Source organism: Roseobacter sp. MH60115 (assembly GCF_015644665.1).
In the GTDB taxonomy this organism is placed as follows: domain Bacteria; phylum Pseudomonadota; class Alphaproteobacteria; order Rhodobacterales; family Rhodobacteraceae; genus Roseobacter.
Genome location: NZ_JADOBQ010000004.1, coordinates 187,623 through 205,197, shown reverse-complemented (window position 1 = coordinate 205,197; position 17,575 = coordinate 187,623). Strand labels below are relative to the sequence as shown.

Genomic DNA, 17,575 nt, shown 5'->3' with positions numbered 1-17,575 from the left:
CTTGAGGAGAGATCGATGACGTTGCGCCAAAAACTGGATGTCTGGCTGGATCAGACCTGGGTGATCAACCTTGTGATGGGGGTGATCATTTTCAATGCGATCCTGTTGGGGATGGAGACGTCGCCGACCCTGATGGCGCAGGCGGGCACGTTGATCGTTGCGCTGGATACGGCCTGTCTGGGGTTTTTCATCGCAGAGCTTCTGTTGAAGATTTTCGCGCGGGGGAAGCGGTTTTTCAAAAGCGGCTGGAACCTCTTTGATTTCGCCATCGTGACCGCTGCGCTGATCCCGGGGTCACAGACCATGTCGGTGCTGCGGGCCCTGCGGATTTTGCGGGTGCTGCGGGTCATCTCGGTGGCACCGCGCCTGCGCCGGGTGGTCGAGGGGTTCGTGACCGCGCTGCCGGGCATGGCGAGCGTGTTCCTGTTGATGGCGATCATTTTCTACATCGGGGCGGTGATCGCAACCAAACTGTTCGCCGCCAGTTTCCCCGACTGGTTCGGCTCGCTGGCGCTGAGCGGATACACCCTGTTCCAGATCATGACGCTGGAAAGCTGGTCCATGGGCATCGTGCGCCCGGTGATGGAAGTCTACCCCTATGCCTGGGTGTTCTTCGTCCCCTTCATCATGATCACCACCTTCGCCGTGGTAAACCTGCTGGTCGGTCTGATCGTGAACTCCATGCAGGACGCGCATCAGGAAGAGGCGGGCGCGGTGACCGACGCCTACCGCGACGAAGTGCTCAGCCGTTTGATTGCAATCGAAAAACAACTGGCGAAAAAATCAGATACCTGACAAATTTGTGAGGTGGTTTAACCGATTTTCCATGGTATCCGTGCCACAAGAGCAGAATGTCGAAAAGACAAACGGGACAGCAGAAAATGCGTCGCAGAGATTTGATGATCACCACGGTCGCCGCAATGGCGTTGGGTGGATGTGCAGGCAGTTCAAAGTTTCGCCGGTATGATGGGCCGGAGGTCACCTATGTCGTGGTCAACAAGGGTCAGCGCCGGATGCATCTTTTGCATCACGACGCGCTGCTGAAAAGCTATGACATCAACCTGGGATTTGCGCCTGTCGGCCACAAGCAGATCGAAGGTGACGGCAAAACGCCGGAAGGCGTCTACCGGATCGACCGCCGCAATCCCAACTCTCAGTTTCACCTGTCACTGGGTATCTCCTACCCGAACGTTAACGATGTTGCCTTGGCCAAAGCCATGGGGAAATCTCCGGGAGGCGACATCTTTATCCACGGTCAGAGAAATCCGTTCAGGCGGGACAAGAAGGATTGGACCTGGGGCTGTATTTCGGTGACCAATGACGAGATGGAAGAAATCTATGCGATGGTGCGTGACGACACTCTGATCGTCCTGAACGCCTGATCCTCAGACCGGACCGGCGCCGGGGATCGTACTGCCAGTGACCAGGGTCCACCAGATTTTACCGTTGCGTTCCTGATACCAGGAAAATCCCATCTGGGTCGCATCCGGCGACAGGATCACGCGGCGGGTATCCGGTTTTTCCATCCAGGCCCCCAGTGTCTCCAACTCGGATTCATATGTCTCGGAGATGTTCTCGCCGATGAGAACGCCGGGGTATCCCACGCGCTGCACCCGATCAATTGGCGAGGATCCGTCTGAGCCAAAGTGCCACGGGCGGTTCTGGATGGACATGTCGCGGGAGTGTGTTGCGGCGGCTGCGTTGAGCTTGGAATCAAGTTCGAGCGGGGCCTGACCGGAGGCACTGCGCAGCGCATTCACGGAGTCCAGCATGCGGAACTGGATCTTGCCCGTATCCCCGCGACTGATTCGATAAAGCTGGGGTGCATCCGTGCCATCTGTGATCACCGGACCGGGCGCACATGCCGCCAATGTTAACCCTAGCGCGAGAAAAATCGAAATCAGGCGGATCATTTTGCACTCCTTAAGCGTTGCTTTACCGCATATCTTGCAATGCGTTGTAATTCAAACGCACATCAGGGCATGAGGTTCAGATGACAAGTGTTTGATTTGCGACTGCGACTTTCGCGCAATAAAATGCGCGGAATTCCCTGTCGATCGTGCATATGGAGGCATCCGATGTCTGTTAAACGTTTTACAACCCCGAGTCGCCGGTCCTTTCTCGCAGGCAGCGCGGCGATGCTGGCCACACCTGCGCTTGCGCAGGACGCGTCATCTGTGAACTCCGCTGCGACCACACAGGGCGAGCGCGACCTGAGCGAAGTGGTGCGCCGGAACATTTCCAGCTTTCGCACGCTGGACTGGCGGCCCTATTTCTCCAACCTCAGAAACGGTGCCGTCCTGGTCGATATCGACAGCCGGGCCCTGCATTACTGGGCCGAGGACGAAAGCTTCTACAAACTATACCCCTCAAGCGTTCCGCTGACCGAAGAGCTGACGCGGCGTGGACGCACGAAAGTCGTGCGCAAAGTCGAGGGCCCCAGCTGGCGCCCGACACCCTCCATGCTCAAGCGCAATCCGGAATGGCCGGAATACATCGGACCCGGTCCGGATAACCCGATGGGAACACACGCACTTTACCTCAGCTGGACCTACTACCGCATCCACGGGACGCATGATACGCGCAAAATCGGGCGGCAATCGTCGAACGGCTGCATCGGTCTTTACAACGAACATATCGCCGAGCTTTTCGGTCTGACGAAGGTCGGCACGCAAGTGTTGCTAATTTGACGACATTAACTTTCATCTGTCGAATTGCACGGGAATCCAGTTTGCAAACATCATCTTATGATGCTTTACCAAAATCACGAGGTAAGTCTTGAGTGCGTGCCGTCGCTTTGCGTGGCTCGCCGATTCTGGAGGTTATGATATGAAAAAACTCGTTCTCGCCGCTGCTCTGACAGCTGCCGCATCGACAGCATACGCAGGTTCGCTTGCAGAGCCAGTCGTTGAGGCACCGGTTGTGGTTCAGGAAGCTGAAGGTTCGTCTACTGGCGTTCTGCTGCCGATCCTGCTTCTGATCATCGTGGCTGCTGCTGTTTCCTAATCGGAAACTCAGTTCTACAGTCTAAAAAGGCGGTGCTTTTAGCGCCGCCTTTTTTTGTCCACCAGTGTCGCGCACTATAATCAGCCGATCCAACCCTTGAGATTGTCGTCGATGACATTCGACAAGGCTTCTATATGGGCCCGGTCATCGTTGAGGCAGGGGATATAGGTGAAGGTTTCGCCGCCTGCTTCCTCGAAGCTCTCCTTGATCTCCTCGTTGATCTCTTCGAGCGTCTCGATACAGTCGGCTGAGAAGGCCGGGGCACAGACCGCGATGTTCTTCTTGCCCGCTTCCGCCAGCCGCGCGACCTCTTCGACCGTATAGGGCTGCAGCCACTCTTCGGGCCCGAATTTCGACTGGAATGTCGTTGTGATTTCAGTATCTTCCCAGCCCAGACGTTCCTTGAGCAGCCGTGTCGTTTTCTGGCATTGGCAGTGGTAGGGGTCACCTTCCATCAGGTAGCGGATAGGCACGCCGTGATAGGAACAGACCAGGATATCGGGCTTCTTTTCCATGTGGCCATAGGCCCGCTCAATCGATTGCGCCAGCGCCTCAATGTAGTCCGTTCGGTCGAAATAGGGCTCCACTGTCCGGGTCACCGGCTGCCACTTTTCATAGGTCAGCGCGCGAAAGAATTCGTCGTTTGCCGTAGCCGATGTGGCCCCCGCGTAGTGCGGATAGAGCGGGAAAAACAGGATTTTCCGACATCCCGCTGCGGTCATTGCGGCCACCTTTGACCGGGTCGACGGGTTGCCGTAGCGCATGCAGAAATCCACCATCACTTCGTCACCGTGGCGTTTGTGCATTTCGGCGGTGATCTTGGCGACCTGCGCCTTGGTGATCGTCATCAGCGGGCTTTCGCCCTCTGCCTCGTTCCAGATGGATTTATAGGCGGCGCCGCTGGAAAACGGACGTTTCGACAGGATGATCAGCTGCAAAAGCGGCTGCCAGATCCACGGGCTGTAGTCGATCACCCGGCGGTCGGACAGGAATTCGTTCAGATAGCGGCGCATGGACCAGTAATCGTAGTTGTCCGGCGTGCCGAGATTCGCAAGCAGGATGCCGACCTTCGGGGTTGCAATCGCCGGGTGGTCATTTTTGGCATGTGCCGGGCGCACGGTCACGGGCGCGGAGGCGCGGCTGTCCAGCATGATATGGTCCTTGTGCAGCAAGTATTGGCCTCAGATAGACAGTTTTACGCGGGCGTCAATCGCGCAGGGGAGTTTCAGGGACCGCCAAAGCGTCCGCCAGACGCTGACGGGCGGAGCCGGGGCGCAGCGGTTTTTGCTGGCTTTCATCCGGGGCCCATCCGGTCAGGAACACCATTTCAAAGGTGGCCGGGACGCGATCCTCCGCCGTCGCGTAATGTGCAGTATAGAGCCGCGATGTCTCTTCAAAAAGAGCGCGCCGCGCGGGTGTCCTATGCCGGTCGTGCAACGCGTTGCTTTCCCCCATCGCCCGCAGATCCCGCATCAGGTGCCAGGCGTCGCGGTATTCCACCGTCAGGGTGAGACTATCTGCCACGGGCAGAGCGAGGCCCGCGCGCTGCAGCAAGGCGCCCAGATCGCGGATTTCGCCCATGGGCGCGATGCGCGGTGACAGCCCGCCGGTCAGGGCGATTTCTGCCTGACCTAAACAGCTGCGCAATTGTTCGAGTGTTTGCCCGCCCAGGCTGGCCACGATCAGCATGCCATCGGGTTTCAAAGCGCGGCGGCATTGGATCAGCTGGCCCACCGGGTCGTTTGCCCAATGCAGTCCCATGGCGTGGATGACCAGATCATGGGCACCTTCGGACAGAGCAAGCCGATCACTGTCTGTGCAGATCACCGCATTCGGTAGTCTTGGCGTCCAGACTTTCGAGAAAGGCGTCACAACAGCGGGTGATGTAAACGACCTATTAACCATCATGAGGCGATCCTGCACTTCGTCCGCTGCGGCCTCTTGCAGAAAGAGCGCGTCGGCGCGCGCGCGATGTCGCTGCAATGCAGGGATGTCCGTCAGGATTTTTGGGTCAGTCATGAAGGGAACAATAGGGTGGCGGAACTGAGTTTTCAAACAGCGGTCTCGATGATCTATCCGCCCCGGTGTCTGGGCTGTGGCGGCAAGGTGCTGAGCGATTTCGGCCTTTGCGGGACCTGTTGGCGCGACACGCTCTTTATCGGCGGGTCGATCTGCGATTGCTGCGGGACGCCGCTGCCGGGGGAGGATCATTCGGATACACTTAAATGTGATGATTGCATGCGCACCCCGCGACCCTGGAAACAGGGGCGATCAGCGCTGATCTACAAGGATAACGGCAGGCGGCTGGTGCTGGGCCTGAAACACGGTGACCGGCAGGAGATCGCAAAGCCGGCGGCCCAGTGGATGGCGCAGGCCATGGCGGATCTGCCCAAGGACAACATGATTGTCGCCCCGGTGCCGCTGCATTGGACGCGGATGGTGAAACGGCGCTACAATCAATCGGCACTCCTCGCGCAAGCCCTTGCAAAACAAACAGGATTGCCCGTTTGCCCGGATCTTTTGCAGCGACAGAAGCGCACCCTTCCGATGGAAGGCATGACCCGGGAAATACGATTCTCCTCCGTTAAGGGCGCGATCTCGGTGCATCCTCGGCGCAGGCACCGGCTGGTGTCCCGTCCGGTGCTGATCGTTGATGATGTGTTCACCTCCGGGGCGACGCTGTCGGCGGCCGCGGATGCCTGCCTTGCAGCAGGGTCAGGGCCGGTATACGTCGTAACACTGGCACGCGTGGTCAAGGATGCCTAAGTTCCTCACCAACGCTTCGCGCAATGAGGAAAAGCCACGATGCAAACCGTTGAAATTTACACTTCGCCGCTCTGTGGATTTTGCCACGCGGCCAAACGCCTGCTGAAACAGAAAGGCGTCGACTTCGCCGAAGTCGATGTCTGGGCCAACCCGGACCGCAAGCCGGAGATGATCCAGCGGGCCAATGGCGGCCGCACCGTGCCGCAGATTTTTGTGGGTGAAACCCATGTGGGCGGTTGCGATGATCTCTACGCGCTCGAACGGGCCGGGAAACTCGACACACTTCTGGCGGCATGAGAACCGCCCTCCTGCAGCTGAATGTTTCGGATGATCCCGTGGCGAACCTTGAGGGTACGCTCGGGTATCTGCGACAGGCGGCTGCGGAGGGGGCGGAGTTTGTCCTGACGCCCGAGGTCACGAATTGTGTCTCAACCAGTCGGACGCATCAAAATGCTGTGTTGCAGCATGAAGAGGATGATATCACCCTGGCCGCATTGCAGGCCGAGGCCAAGGCTTTGGGCATTTGGTTGCTCATCGGATCGCTGGGGCTCAAGACGCGGGATGCGGACGGGCGGTTTGCCAACCGCTCCTTCATGATCGACCCGCTGGGCGATGTCGTCGCGCGCTATGACAAGATCCACATGTTCGATGTCGATGTTTCCCCCGAAGAGACCTGGCGCGAATCGCAAGGGTACCGCCCGGGCACGCAGGCGGTTGTGGCCGAAACCGCCTTTGGCCCGGTGGGGCTGACCATTTGCTACGATCTGCGATTCCCCAAACTGCACGCCGCGCTGGCCGGCGCGGGGGCGCATATCCTGACCGTTCCTGCCGCCTTTTCGCCCGTCACCGGTGCCGCGCATTGGCATACGTTGCTGCGGGCCCGCGCCATTGAAACCGGATGCTTTGTCCTCGCTCCAGCGCAGACCGGTTTGCACGCCAGCGCGGCCCACAAAACGCGCCGCACTTATGGGCATTCGCTGGTCGTAACCCCTTGGGGCGAGGTCCAAATGGACGCAGGGGACGTGCCGGGCGTTTACATCACGGACCTCGATATGGGAGAAGTGGCCAAGGCGCGGGGACGTGTGCCCAGCCTTGAGAATGCGCGACCTTTTGATGGACCTTGATGACCGAAGACAGAAATGCCTTGGCGATTGCGCTCTTTAGCGAGGTGCTTGCAGCGGATCAGATGGTGCGCGCGCGGCTGAGTAAAGTGCTGCCGAAAGGCATGGAAATCTCTCACTTTTCGGTGTTGAACCATCTGGCGCGCACGATGGATGAACGCACGCCTGCGCAGCTGGCAGAGACGTTTCATGTGACCCGTGGTGCGATGACCAACACGCTGAGCAAGCTGGAATGGGCGGGCTATGTACATATCCGGCCCGATTGGGACGACGCGCGGCGCAAGATGGTCGCGATCAGCCCGGCGGGGCGGCAGGCGCGGGATCATGCGGTGGGCTCGATCACGCCGCTGATCAATCAGGTGGTGGAGAAACTGGGCGATGCCCAGGTGCGCGAGGCGCTGCCGATCCTGCGGGAGATGCGCCGCCAGTTGGGCGAGGACGCCTAGGCCGCGTTTGTCATGCTGTGCCGATCTTGGCGAGGGAGCGCCCTCCCCCCCCGTCGAAGGGGGTCGGACGCTGGCCAGCGATGCTGGCCGGGCGCCCGGGATCAGAGGGCGGGTGCAGACTTTCGCCGGGTGATCAGGCTGGCTTTACGCTGGCGGTCACGTAGTTCACGCTCAGATCCCGATCCGACAGCCGCCAGGACCAGGTGAGTGGGTTGAAGACGAACCCCTTGCGGTCCACCGGATCGAGGCCCGCATCGCGCATCAGGTCGTAAAGTTCATCCGGTGTGATGAACTTTGACCATTCATGGGTGCCTTTGGGCAGCCAGCGCATCACATGTTCGGCCCCTATGATCGCCATCATGTAGGACTTTGGATTGCGGTTCAGGGTGGAGCAGATGTGCAGCCCGCCGGGTTTCAGAAGTTTCCGGCAGGCGATCAGGTAGTCGATGGGGGAGGCGACATGTTCGACCACCTCCATGTTCAGCACCACGTCGAATTGCTCGCCCACTTCGGCCATATCCTCGGCGGTGGTATGGCGATAGTCGATCACCAGCCCGGATTGCTCCGCGTGGATCTGCGCCACGGGGATGTTCCGCTCTGCCGCATCCGCGCCGACCACATCGGCACCCAGCCGCGCCATGGGTTCCGCCAGTAAGCCGCCGCCGCAGCCGATATCTAGAATGCGTAGCCCCTTGAACGGCGCTGGCGCCTTCAGATCACGGTCGAATTCAGCGGCGATCTGGGTGGTGATATAGTCGAGCCGGCAGGGGTTCAGCATGTGCAGCGGTTTGAACTTGCCGTTCTCGTCCCACCACTCCGCCGCCATCGCCTCGAATTTAGCGATCTCCGAGGGGTCAACCGTGGTTTGAGGCGCTTGCATTCTGATCTCCATGTGCTCAAGTGCGTTTTCGTATTATATAGGCCTGTAATGGACAAATTCTCGGACCAAAAGCGCGCAGTGCAATATCTTTACCCGCCGATCGATCCCTTCGATCAGCGGATGCTGGACGTGGGTCAGGGGCACAAGGTCTATGTGGAGCAATGTGGTAACCCCGATGGCATCCCGGTCATTGTTTTGCACGGGGGTCCGGGCGGCGGCTGCAGCCCGGCGATGCGGCGCTATTTCGATCCGGAAGTCTACCGGGTGATTCTGTTTGATCAGCGCGGCTGTGGCCGCTCGCGCCCGCATGCCAGCGTCACGCACAATACCACGTGGCATCTGGTGGATGATATCGAGCTCATTCGGCACGCGCTGGACGTCGATCACTGGATCGTCTTTGGCGGCAGCTGGGGGGCGACGCTGGCGCTGATCTATGCGCAGGCGCATCCCGATCATGTCCGCCACATCGTCCTGCGGGGCGTTTTCCTGATGACCCGCGCCGAGCTGGACTGGTTTTACGGTGGCGGGGCGGGCAAGTTCTGGCCCGAGGTCTGGGCGCGGTTCACGGCGTTGATCCCCGAAGACGAGCTTGGTGATCTGATCGAGGCTTACCGCCGCCGCCTTTTCTCCGGCGATATCGGGCTGGAGACACGATACGCCAAAGCATGGTCCGCCTGGGAAAACGCGTTGGCCTCGATTCATTCGTCAGGCGCCACCGGGGAAAGCCCCGGCGAATATGCGCGCGCCTTTGCCCGGCTGGAGAATCACTATTTCTCGAACAACGGATTTCTGGAGTTCGATGGCCAGATCCTCGCCCATGTCGGGCGGATTGCACATATCCCCGGCGTGATTGTGCAGGGTCGTTACGATATGATCTGCCCCCCGGACAGCGCCTATGCTCTGGCGCAGAAGTGGGACAATTGCGATCTCAAGATGGTGCGCAACGCCGGTCACGCCCTGTCGGAGCCCGGTATCAGTGCGGAACTAGTACGCACGATGGACCGGATTGGCGGCAAATGAGCCGGGCCTTGCGTCATATCGACAGGCGGGCGCTTTTTGCTTCCGGTGCGGCGGCGGCATTGCTGGCGGCGACCGGTGTATCGGCTGGCCCGTCGCCGGTGCGCGGCGGGCGGTTGCGATTGGCGCTATCCGGCGCGATGCGCTCGGATAGCTTCGATACACGGTTATCAAAGGGCCTTTTTATGCAGGTCGCCATGGTGGGTATGGTGTTTGACACGCTCACCGAGGTCGGCGCCGACGGCACCCTGCGCGGAGAGCTTGCAACGCATTGGCAGGGCAGCGCGGACGCAAGGGTCTGGCATATCGACCTGCGTCCCGGCGTCACTTTTCACAATGATGCTCCCTTTGCCTCGGGGGATGTGCTGGCCTCCTTGGCGCTGCATCGAGACGCCCTCCTGTCAGATGTCGTAGAGATCGACGCGGTGGGTGCCCATCAGATCCGGATTACGTTGACCGACCCTGATCCGGACTTCCCATATCGTCTGTCCGCGCCTGAGCTGGTGATCTACCCGTCAAACCACATGGCCGAGGCGATTGTGGGCGGAATCGGCACCGGTCTCTACCGGGTGCACAAGTTTCTGCCCGGCCGGCAGTTGATCGGCCGACGTGTCGATCAGCACTACAAGGACGGCGCGGCAGGCTGGTTTGACAGCGTCGAGCTTGTTTCCGTGCCCGCCGAGCCGGTGCGTGCCGAAGCCTTGCGCGACGGCTATGTCGATGCGGTCGATCTGGCCGAGGCGGGGCTGCTGGAGGGTGTGGCGGATGTTGCCCTGCTGCCGGACTCCAAACAGATCACCTCTGCCGCAGCCCTAAATCTGCACATGCGGCAAATGGTTGGCAGCCGTGCGCCTCTGGACAATCTGCGCGCGGCGGAACGGTGGTGGATGGGCTGACCTGATCAGGGGTTGCAGACTCAGGTCCGCGCGCGTATATCCTGCGGTAACAGCGGCGCGTTCGGGTCCAAACCAGACGCACCACCGAAACACGATACGGGCCGCGCGCCCGTTTTTTTGTGCCTGAAAGACTGATGACAAACGACCTGATTGCAAAAGCTGCCATTGATCGCCGCATGGCCGAGATCATCACCCCGGTGATCGAGGATATGGGGTTTGAACTGGTGCGCGTGCGCCTGATGTCGGGGAAATCCACGATCCTGCAGATTATGGCCGACAAGCCCGACGGCGGTATCGAGGTCGATGATTGCGCCGAGATCAGCCAGGCGGTTAGCGCTATTCTCGATGTCGAAGACCCTATTCTCGACGAATATACGCTAGAGGTGTCCAGCCCCGGGATCGACCGTCCGCTGACACGGCTCAAGGACTTCGAGATGTTCGAAGGCTATGAGGCCAAGATCGAGACGGGCGAGATGATTGACGGCCGCCGCCGCTTCAAGGGCGAGTTGGCAGGCATTGAGGACGACGAAGTTCTGATCAATGTCGCCGAAGGCACCATCGGTTTGAAATTCGACTGGCTGTCGGATGCGAAACTGGTGCTGACGGACGATCTGATCAAGGAAATGCTGCGCCAGCGCAAAGCAAGCGGCGCAATTGACGAGACGAAATTTGACGAAATTTCCGATGAGGTGTCATCGGAGAATTCCGCTGAGGGAGACCAATAAATGGCAATTACTTCTGCAAACCAGCTTGAACTGCTGCAAACGGCTGAGGCCGTGGCCCGCGAAAAGATGATCGACCCCGGTCTGGTGGTCGAGGCGATGGAAGAATCGCTCGCCCGCGCGGCCAAGTCCCGCTACGGCGCGGAGATGGATATTCGCGTCTCCATCGACCGCAAGACCGGCCGCGCCACGTTCACCCGCGTGCGCACCGTGGTCGAGGATGAAGAGCTGGAGAATTATCAGGCCGAATTCACGGTCGAGCAGGCCAAGCAGTACATGGAAAACCCCGAAGTCGGGCAGGAGTTCATCGAGGAAGTCCCGCCCGTGGAGATGGGCCGCATCGCCGCGCAATCCGCGAAACAGGTGATCCTGCAGAAGGTGCGCGAAGCCGAGCGGGACCGTCAGTTCGAGGAATTCAAGGACCGCGCGGGCACCATCATCAACGGTCTCGTCAAACGCGAGGAATACGGCAACGTCATCGTCGACGTGGGCGCCGGTGAGGCGATCCTGCGCCGCAACGAGAAGATTGGCCGCGAAAGCTACCGCCCCAATGACCGCATCCGCGTCTACATCAAGGACGTGCGCCGCGAGCAGCGCGGCCCGCAGATTTTCCTCAGCCGTACGGCACCGGAATTCATGGCGGAGCTCTTCAAGATGGAAGTGCCCGAAATCTACGACGGCATCATCGAGATCAAGGCGGTGGCCCGTGATCCGGGGTCCCGGGCGAAGATTGCAGTGATTTCTTATGACGGGTCGATTGACCCGGTGGGTGCCTGCGTCGGTATGCGGGGGTCTCGTGTGCAGGCCGTTGTGAACGAGCTGCAGGGCGAGAAAATCGACATTATTCCGTGGAACGAAGACCAGCCCACGTTCCTGGTGAATGCGTTGCAGCCTGCGGAAGTCAGCAAGGTGGTCCTCGACGAGGAAGCGGGCAAGATCGAAGTTGTGGTTCCGGAAGAGCAGCTGAGCCTCGCTATTGGCCGTCGCGGTCAGAACGTGCGTCTGGCCAGCCAGCTGACCGGGCTCGACATCGACATCATGACCGAGGAGCAGGAGAGCGCGCGCCGTCAGGCCGAGTTCGAACTGCGCACCAAGCTCTTTGTCGATAACCTGGACCTGGACGAATTCTTCGCACAGCTTCTCGTGTCGGAAGGTTTCTCGAACCTCGAAGAGGTGGCCTATGTCGAGCTCGACGAGCTGCTTGTCATCGACGGTGTGGACGAAGACACCGCGAACGAGTTGCAGGCCCGTGCCCGCGATGTGCTGGAAGCCCAGAACAAGGCGGCCCTTGAGAATGCCCGCAGCATGGGTGTCGAGGACAGCCTGGTTGAATTCGAGGGTCTCACACCCCAGATGATTGAGGCGCTTGCCAAGGATGACGTGAAGACGCTGGAAGACTTCGCCACCTGCGCCGACTGGGAGCTGGCTGGCGGATGGACAACCATCGACGGCGAGCGTGTCAAGGATGACGGTGTTCTGGAGCCCTTTGATGTCTCGCTGGAAGAGGCGCAGGATCTGATCATGACCGCACGTGTCATGTTGGGCTGGGTCGATCCGGCCGATCTGGAGGCCGAGGCCGAAGAAGAGTTGGAAGCGGCAGACGCCGAGGAGGCCGAGGCCTGATCTCAGGCCTCGGGGTCAGCTGATGGGTCGCGGTGGCGCTCCAAAAGACCGCACGGACGGTCCGGATCGCAAGTGTATTGCCACAGGCGAGGTGCAGCCAAAATATGGGCTGATCCGCTTTGTGGCCGGTCCAGAGGGGCAGATTGTGCCGGATGTTCTGGGCAAACTGCCCGGGCGCGGGATCTATGTGGCGGCGGACAGGGGCGCGCTTGAAAAAGCGGTTCAAAAGCGCCTCTTTGCCCGCGGTGCAAAGCAACCGGTGACGGTGCCAGAGGACTTGGTGGGGGAAGTGGAACGGCAGCTGGCGCGCCGGGTGATCGACCTCATTTCTCTGCAACGCAAGGCCGGTAAGGCCGTCGCCGGGTACGAAAAGGTCAAAAGCTGGCTTCAGATGGAAGAGGCCGAAGTTCTGATCCAGGCAGTTGATGGATCGGGACGTGGGAAATCGAAATTGAGCACGCCGCACTATGGCCATTACATCGGCTGGCTGACGGCAGACGAATTGGGTTTGGCATTCGGACGTCAAACTGTGATACATGGGGCGCTCGCCTCTGGTGGACTCACGCAACGTGTTGTAGAGGAAGCCAACCGACTTAAAGGCGTGCGCGAAAACGAGGGTGGCAACGGCCACTCGAAAGGATAGACGAGCTTCATGAGCGATACTGACGGCAAGAAAACATTGGGTCTGCGTGGCGGTGGCGCGCGTCCGGGCAACGTAAAGCAGAGCTTTAGCCACGGACGGACCAAAAACGTCGTGGTGGAGACCAAGCGCAAGCGCGTTGTGGTGCCGAAACCGGGTGCGGGTAAAACCGGATCGGGCGGCGCTGCCACAGGTGATCCGTCCCGGCGTCCGGCGGGTATTTCCGATGCGGAGATGGACCGCCGCCTGAAGGCTGTTCAGGCTGCCAAGGCGCGTGAGGTCGAAGAGGCCGCGGCGCGTGAAGCAGAAGAAAAGGCGCGCGCCGAAGACCGCGAGCGTCGCCGTGCCGAACAGGAAGCGAAAGAGCAGCAGGAACGCGAGCGCGAGGAAAGCCTCAAGGCCAAGGCCGAAGAGGACGAACGCCGCAAGCAGGAAGCCGAAGCGGCGGCCAAGGCGGCTGCGGCGCCGGTTGAAGAACCCGTTGTTGCCCGCCCCACCAGCACCAAGGCGCCGGAAGCGGCACCGCGCAAGCAGCAGGACCGCGACCGCGACAACAAGCGCGGCAAGGGCGGCGACGACAACCGCCGGTCGGGCAAGCTGACATTGAACCAGGCGCTGTCTGGCGGTGAAGGCGGGCGTCAACGCTCCATGGCCGCGATGAAGCGCAAGCAGGAACGGGCACGTCAGAAAGCGATGGGCGGCACGGTTGAGCGCGAAAAGGTCGTCCGCGACGTGCAGGTGCCCGAGGCGATTGTCGTCTCCGAACTGGCCAACCGGATGTCCGAAAAGGTTGGCGAGGTCGTCAAGGCGCTGATGAACAACGGCATGATGGTCACGCAGAACCAGACCATCGATGCGGATACCGCCGAACTGATTGTCGAGGAATTCGGCCACAAAGTGGTCCGCGTGTCCGATGCGGACGTGGAAGACGTGATCAAGGAAGTCGAAGACGACGACAAGGATCTCAAATCGCGGCCCCCGGTCATCACCATCATGGGCCACGTTGACCACGGTAAAACCTCGCTGCTCGATGCGATCCGCAACGCCAAGGTTGTTGCCGGTGAAGCGGGCGGGATCACGCAGCACATCGGCGCCTATCAGGTGAAAACCGATGGCGGTCAGCTGCTGAGCTTCCTCGATACGCCGGGCCACGCGGCCTTTACGTCGATGCGGTCCCGCGGGGCGCAGGTGACGGATATCGTGGTTCTGGTTGTGGCGGCGGATGACGCCGTGATGCCGCAGACCATCGAGGCCATCAACCACGCGAAGGCAGCCGAAGTGCCGATGATCGTGGCGATCAACAAGATTGACCGCCCGGCGGCTGATCCGGACAGGGTTCGGACCGACCTGCTGCAGCACGAGGTTATCGTCGAGAAGATGTCTGGTGAAGTGCAGGACGTTGAAGTTTCCGCGATCACCGGTCAGGGTCTGGATGAACTGCTGGAGGCCATCGCGCTTCAGGCGGAAATCCTTGAGCTGAAGGCGAACCCGGATCGTGCGGCACAGGGTGCGGTGATCGAAGCGCAGCTGGACGTGGGTCGTGGGCCCGTGGCCACCGTTCTGGTTCAGAACGGCACGTTGCGCCAGGGCGATATCTTCGTCGTGGGCGAGCAATACGGTAAGGTCCGTGCGCTGATCAACGATCAGGGCGACCGCGTGAAAGAGGCCGGACCTTCGGTGCCTGTCGAGGTGTTGGGTCTGAACGGTACGCCCGAAGCGGGTGACGTGCTGAACGTGACCGAGACCGAAGCGCAGGCCCGCGAGATCGCTGAGTATCGCGAGCAGGCCGCGAAGGACAAACGCGCGGCGGCTGGGGCGGCGACGACGCTCGAACAGCTGATGGCAAACGCCAAGGCGGATGAGAACGTCAACGAGTTGCCCATTCTGGTCAAAGCCGATGTGCAGGGCTCTGCCGAGGCGATCGTCCAGGCGATGGAAAAAATCGGCAACGAAGAGGTGCGCGTGCGCGTGCTGCATTCGGGTGTCGGCGCCATCACCGAAACCGATGTGGGTCTGGCCGAAGCATCGGGTGCTCCGATCATGGGTTTCAACGTGCGGGCAAATGCCTCTGCGCGGAACACCGCGAATCAGAAGGGTGTGGAGATCCGCTACTACTCGGTGATCTATGATCTTGTGGATGACGTGAAAGCGGCGGCTTCTGGCCTACTCAGCGCGGAAATCCGCGAGAACTTCATCGGCTATGCGACGATCAAGGAAGTCTTCAAGGTGACCGGCGTCGGTAAAGTGGCCGGTTGTCTGGTGACGGAAGGCGTTGCACGCCGGTCTGCCGGGGTCCGTTTGCTGCGCGACAACGTGGTGATCCACGAAGGCACGCTGAAAACGCTCAAGCGTTTCAAGGACGAAGTGGCGGAAGTTCAGTCCGGTCAGGAATGCGGTATGGCGTTCGAAAACTACGACGATATCCGTGCCGACGACGTGATCGAGATTTTCGAGCGCGAGGAAATCACGCGGACCCTGAGCTAAGTATCAGCTTTATAAAACAAAAAAGGGAACAGCGCGAACGCTGTTCCCTTTTTCGTGTGTGTTTGAGTGCTCTATCAGGCGGCTTTGGTGACCGGCGCGCCAGTATAGCTTGTGTCATCTACTTTCACGACGATACGCCCATCGGGCAACGCCCGCACGTAAAGTCCCTGAATCGACACAGCACTCCCCAGAGTGATCGTCCGTAACATGTCGTTCTCCTCCCCAGGATAGTGACATCAAAAAAAATATCGTAATTTGATTAAATTACCATAAACAAAAAAAGCGATTTCGTGCAATAGGCGAAAAGTCGCGGATGACGTCGCCTAAAAAGTGACCTGCTACAACCAATCGCGCAAAATGGGAATCAACGGAACGTCAGCGGCTGGCATCGGATAGTCCCTGAGCGCCGCCGGACGCACCCATTTCAGCAGCTGGTTTTCACGTGACATCGGGGTGCCTTCCCACTTGCGGCAGGCAAAGAGCGGCATCAGCAGATGGAAGTCATCGTAGCTGTGACTGGCGAAAGTGAGCGGGGCCAGGCAGGAGGCCCATGTATTGATCCCCAGCTCTTCTTCCAGCTCGCGGATCAAGGCCACTTCGGGTGTCTCGCCCGGCTCGACCTTGCCACCCGGGAACTCCCAGAGACCGGCCATGGATTTGCCTTCGGGCCGTTGCGCCAGCAAGACGCGCCCATCCACATCAATCAGGGCAACAGCGGAAACGAGAACAGTTTTCATGGAAGTCAGGACCGGTAATCGGCGTTGATGTCGATGTAGCCATGGGTCAGATCGCAGGTCCAGACGGTGGCCCGGCCGTTCCCCAAACCGATGTCCACACCGATGAAAAGCTCGTGGTCCTTCATATGTGCGGCGGCCTGCGCCTCGTCGTACCCCGGGCTGACCCATCCCTTTTCCGCCACAACCACGTCTCCGAACCGGATAGACAACAGGTCGCGATCTGCTGCGGCACCGGATTTGCCCACGGCCATAACCACGCGGCCCCAGTTGGGATCCTCGCCCGCGATGGCGGTTTTCACCAGCGGGGAATTGGCAACCGATAAGGCATGCGTTTTGGCGTCGGCATCTGTTGCGGCACCGGTGACGCTGATCTCCACGAACTTCGTCGCGCCTTCGCCGTCGCGGACAACCTGATGCGCAAGGTCCAGCATGACCCCATGCAGCGCGTCGGAAAACGCCAGGTCACCGCTGACGTCCACGCCGGACGCACCCGTCGCCGCGACCAGAAGCGTGTCGGAGGTCGAGGTGTCACTGTCGACGGTAATGCAATTGAAGGTGCAGGCATTGTGACCCGACACCATTGCCTGAAGTTCTGCCTGCGGAATTTTCGCATCCGTAAAGATGTAGACCAGCATGGTCGCCATGTCCGGCGCGATCATGCCGGAGCCCTTTGCGATGCCCGCGATGGTCACGCGCCTGCCCGCAATATCGACGGTGGCGCTGGCGCCCTTGGGGAAGGTGTCGGTTGTCATGATGGCACGCGCCGCCGCTTCGATGCCTGCGGCATCCTGCGCCTCGGCCAGAGCCCTAAGGTGCGCGGTGATGCGGTCGAAGGGCAAGGGCTCTCCGATCACCCCGGTCGACGAGGTGAAAACGCGCTCTTGCGGGATATCGCAGGCGGTTGCGGTGGCAAGGGTGATGGCCCCCACCGCATCTTCGCCATTGCGTCCGGTGAAGGCGTTTGCGTTGCCCGAATTGACAAGGAACGCAGCTGCCGATCCGGACGCTCCGCCCAGCTTGGCCTGACAGTCCAGCACCGGTGCAGCCCGTGTGGCCGAGGTGGTGAAGACCCCGGCAATCGCCGTGCCAGGCGTCATGCACGCCAGCATGACGTCATCGCGCCCCTGATACCGAACGCCCGCGGCGATGGTGGCAAATGTCACACCCTCGACAATGGGCAAAGCCGGAAACGCCTCTGGCGCCAGCGGCGAAACCGCAGAAATCTTTGCCATGGTGC

21 protein-coding genes are annotated in these 17,575 nt (G+C 60.3%); 14 read left to right on the top strand and 7 right to left on the bottom strand.

The window, feature by feature from the left end:
- Positions 1-15 precede the first annotated feature (15 nt).
- Together ISX84_RS14050 and ISX84_RS14045 are read left to right on the top strand one after the other, a co-directional pair.
- A complete protein-coding gene (locus tag ISX84_RS14050) occupies positions 16-795 on the top strand; it encodes an ion transporter (RefSeq protein WP_195821007.1) in 780 nt (259 codons plus the stop codon).
- An 86-nt stretch (positions 796-881) separates the two neighbouring features.
- Positions 882-1,382, top strand: coding sequence for a L,D-transpeptidase family protein (locus ISX84_RS14045; protein WP_195821006.1), 501 nt, complete (start codon positions 882-884; stop codon positions 1,380-1,382).
- A gap of 3 nt (positions 1,383-1,385) precedes the next feature.
- On the opposite strand, the gene ISX84_RS14040 is transcribed toward ISX84_RS14045, so the two are convergent.
- The gene (locus ISX84_RS14040) at positions 1,386-1,913 is read right to left on the bottom strand and encodes a CAP domain-containing protein (protein WP_195821005.1); all 528 of its coding nucleotides are present in this window, start codon (positions 1,911-1,913) and stop codon (positions 1,386-1,388) included.
- 165 nt (positions 1,914-2,078) lie between these two features.
- Between ISX84_RS14040 and ISX84_RS14035 the strand changes: the two genes are divergently transcribed.
- Both ISX84_RS14035 and ISX84_RS14030 read left to right on the top strand, forming a co-directional pair.
- Complete coding sequence (locus ISX84_RS14035) at positions 2,079-2,690, top strand: L,D-transpeptidase (protein WP_195821004.1); 612 nt, start codon at positions 2,079-2,081, stop codon at positions 2,688-2,690.
- Positions 2,691-2,829: 139 nt separating this feature from the next.
- Positions 2,830-3,006: a hypothetical protein gene (locus ISX84_RS14030; RefSeq protein WP_195821003.1), complete on the top strand. Its 177-nt coding sequence runs from the start codon at positions 2,830-2,832 to the stop codon at positions 3,004-3,006.
- Positions 3,007-3,086: 80 nt separating this feature from the next.
- Here ISX84_RS14030 and hemH read toward each other — a convergent pair whose 3' ends face one another.
- Positions 3,087-4,157 carry a ferrochelatase gene (hemH, locus tag ISX84_RS14025; RefSeq protein WP_195821002.1) on the bottom strand — a complete coding sequence of 357 codons (1,071 nt, stop codon included), beginning with the start codon at positions 4,155-4,157 and terminating at the stop codon, positions 3,087-3,089.
- A gap of 55 nt (positions 4,158-4,212) precedes the next feature.
- Complete coding sequence (locus ISX84_RS14020) at positions 4,213-5,025, bottom strand: methyltransferase domain-containing protein (RefSeq protein WP_195821001.1); 813 nt, start codon at positions 5,023-5,025, stop codon at positions 4,213-4,215.
- A 15-nt stretch (positions 5,026-5,040) separates the two neighbouring features.
- On the opposite strand from ISX84_RS14020, the gene ISX84_RS14015 reads away from it, so the two are divergent.
- From ISX84_RS14015 to ISX84_RS14000, 4 genes are read left to right on the top strand one after another with little or no spacing between them, the layout of a single operon-like run.
- The gene (locus tag ISX84_RS14015; protein ID WP_299956050.1) at positions 5,041-5,772 is read left to right on the top strand and encodes a ComF family protein; all 732 of its coding nucleotides are present in this window, start codon (positions 5,041-5,043) and stop codon (positions 5,770-5,772) included.
- Between the two features lie 39 nt (positions 5,773-5,811).
- On the top strand, positions 5,812-6,069 hold the full coding sequence (grxC, locus tag ISX84_RS14010) for a glutaredoxin 3 (RefSeq protein WP_195821000.1): 258 nt from the start codon (positions 5,812-5,814) through the stop codon (positions 6,067-6,069).
- Positions 6,066-6,896, top strand: coding sequence for a carbon-nitrogen hydrolase family protein (locus ISX84_RS14005; RefSeq protein ID WP_195820999.1), 831 nt, complete (start codon positions 6,066-6,068; stop codon positions 6,894-6,896). Before grxC ends, ISX84_RS14005 begins: the two co-directional genes overlap by 4 nt.
- Complete coding sequence (locus ISX84_RS14000; RefSeq protein WP_195820998.1) at positions 6,896-7,339, top strand: MarR family winged helix-turn-helix transcriptional regulator; 444 nt, start codon at positions 6,896-6,898, stop codon at positions 7,337-7,339. Before ISX84_RS14005 ends, ISX84_RS14000 begins: the two co-directional genes overlap by 1 nt.
- Positions 7,340-7,472: 133 nt before the next feature.
- Here ISX84_RS14000 and ubiG read toward each other — a convergent pair whose 3' ends face one another.
- On the bottom strand, positions 7,473-8,219 hold the full coding sequence (ubiG, locus tag ISX84_RS13995) for a bifunctional 2-polyprenyl-6-hydroxyphenol methylase/3-demethylubiquinol 3-O-methyltransferase UbiG (protein ID WP_195820997.1): 747 nt from the start codon (positions 8,217-8,219) through the stop codon (positions 7,473-7,475).
- Positions 8,220-8,267: 48 nt separating this feature from the next.
- On the opposite strand from ubiG, the gene pip reads away from it, so the two are divergent.
- The 6 genes from pip (at position 8,268) to infB (ending at position 15,601) form a co-directional block, all read left to right on the top strand.
- Positions 8,268-9,239 (top strand): prolyl aminopeptidase, encoded by a 972-nt coding sequence (gene pip / locus ISX84_RS13990; RefSeq protein WP_195820996.1) that lies wholly within the window; start codon positions 8,268-8,270, stop codon positions 9,237-9,239.
- Positions 9,236-10,132 carry an ABC transporter substrate-binding protein gene (locus ISX84_RS13985; RefSeq protein WP_195820995.1) on the top strand — a complete coding sequence of 299 codons (897 nt, stop codon included), beginning with the start codon at positions 9,236-9,238 and terminating at the stop codon, positions 10,130-10,132. The genes pip and ISX84_RS13985 overlap by 4 nt, the downstream gene beginning before the upstream one ends.
- A 134-nt stretch (positions 10,133-10,266) precedes the next feature.
- A complete protein-coding gene (gene rimP / locus ISX84_RS13980) occupies positions 10,267-10,857 on the top strand; it encodes a ribosome maturation factor RimP (protein ID WP_195820994.1) in 591 nt (196 codons plus the stop codon).
- Positions 10,858-12,477, top strand: coding sequence for a transcription termination factor NusA (gene nusA / locus ISX84_RS13975; RefSeq protein ID WP_195820993.1), 1,620 nt, complete (start codon positions 10,858-10,860; stop codon positions 12,475-12,477).
- A 22-nt stretch (positions 12,478-12,499) separates the two neighbouring features.
- Entirely contained in the window at positions 12,500-13,120 is a 621-nt protein-coding gene (locus ISX84_RS13970) for an RNA-binding protein (protein ID WP_195820992.1), read from the top strand.
- Between the two features lie 9 nt (positions 13,121-13,129).
- Entirely contained in the window at positions 13,130-15,601 is a 2,472-nt protein-coding gene (gene infB, locus ISX84_RS13965) for a translation initiation factor IF-2 (protein WP_195820991.1), read from the top strand.
- 74 nt (positions 15,602-15,675) lie between these two features.
- On the opposite strand, the gene ISX84_RS23400 is transcribed toward infB, so the two are convergent.
- The 3 genes from ISX84_RS23400 to argJ form a co-directional block, all read right to left on the bottom strand.
- Positions 15,676-15,810: a hypothetical protein gene (locus ISX84_RS23400; RefSeq protein WP_268247480.1), complete on the bottom strand. Its 135-nt coding sequence runs from the start codon at positions 15,808-15,810 to the stop codon at positions 15,676-15,678.
- Between the two features lie 129 nt (positions 15,811-15,939).
- Complete coding sequence (locus tag ISX84_RS13960; protein WP_195820990.1) at positions 15,940-16,338, bottom strand: (deoxy)nucleoside triphosphate pyrophosphohydrolase; 399 nt, start codon at positions 16,336-16,338, stop codon at positions 15,940-15,942.
- A 5-nt stretch (positions 16,339-16,343) separates the two neighbouring features.
- A complete protein-coding gene (argJ, locus tag ISX84_RS13955; RefSeq protein WP_195820989.1) occupies positions 16,344-17,570 on the bottom strand; it encodes a bifunctional glutamate N-acetyltransferase/amino-acid acetyltransferase ArgJ in 1,227 nt (408 codons plus the stop codon).
- Positions 17,571-17,575 lie beyond the last annotated feature (5 nt).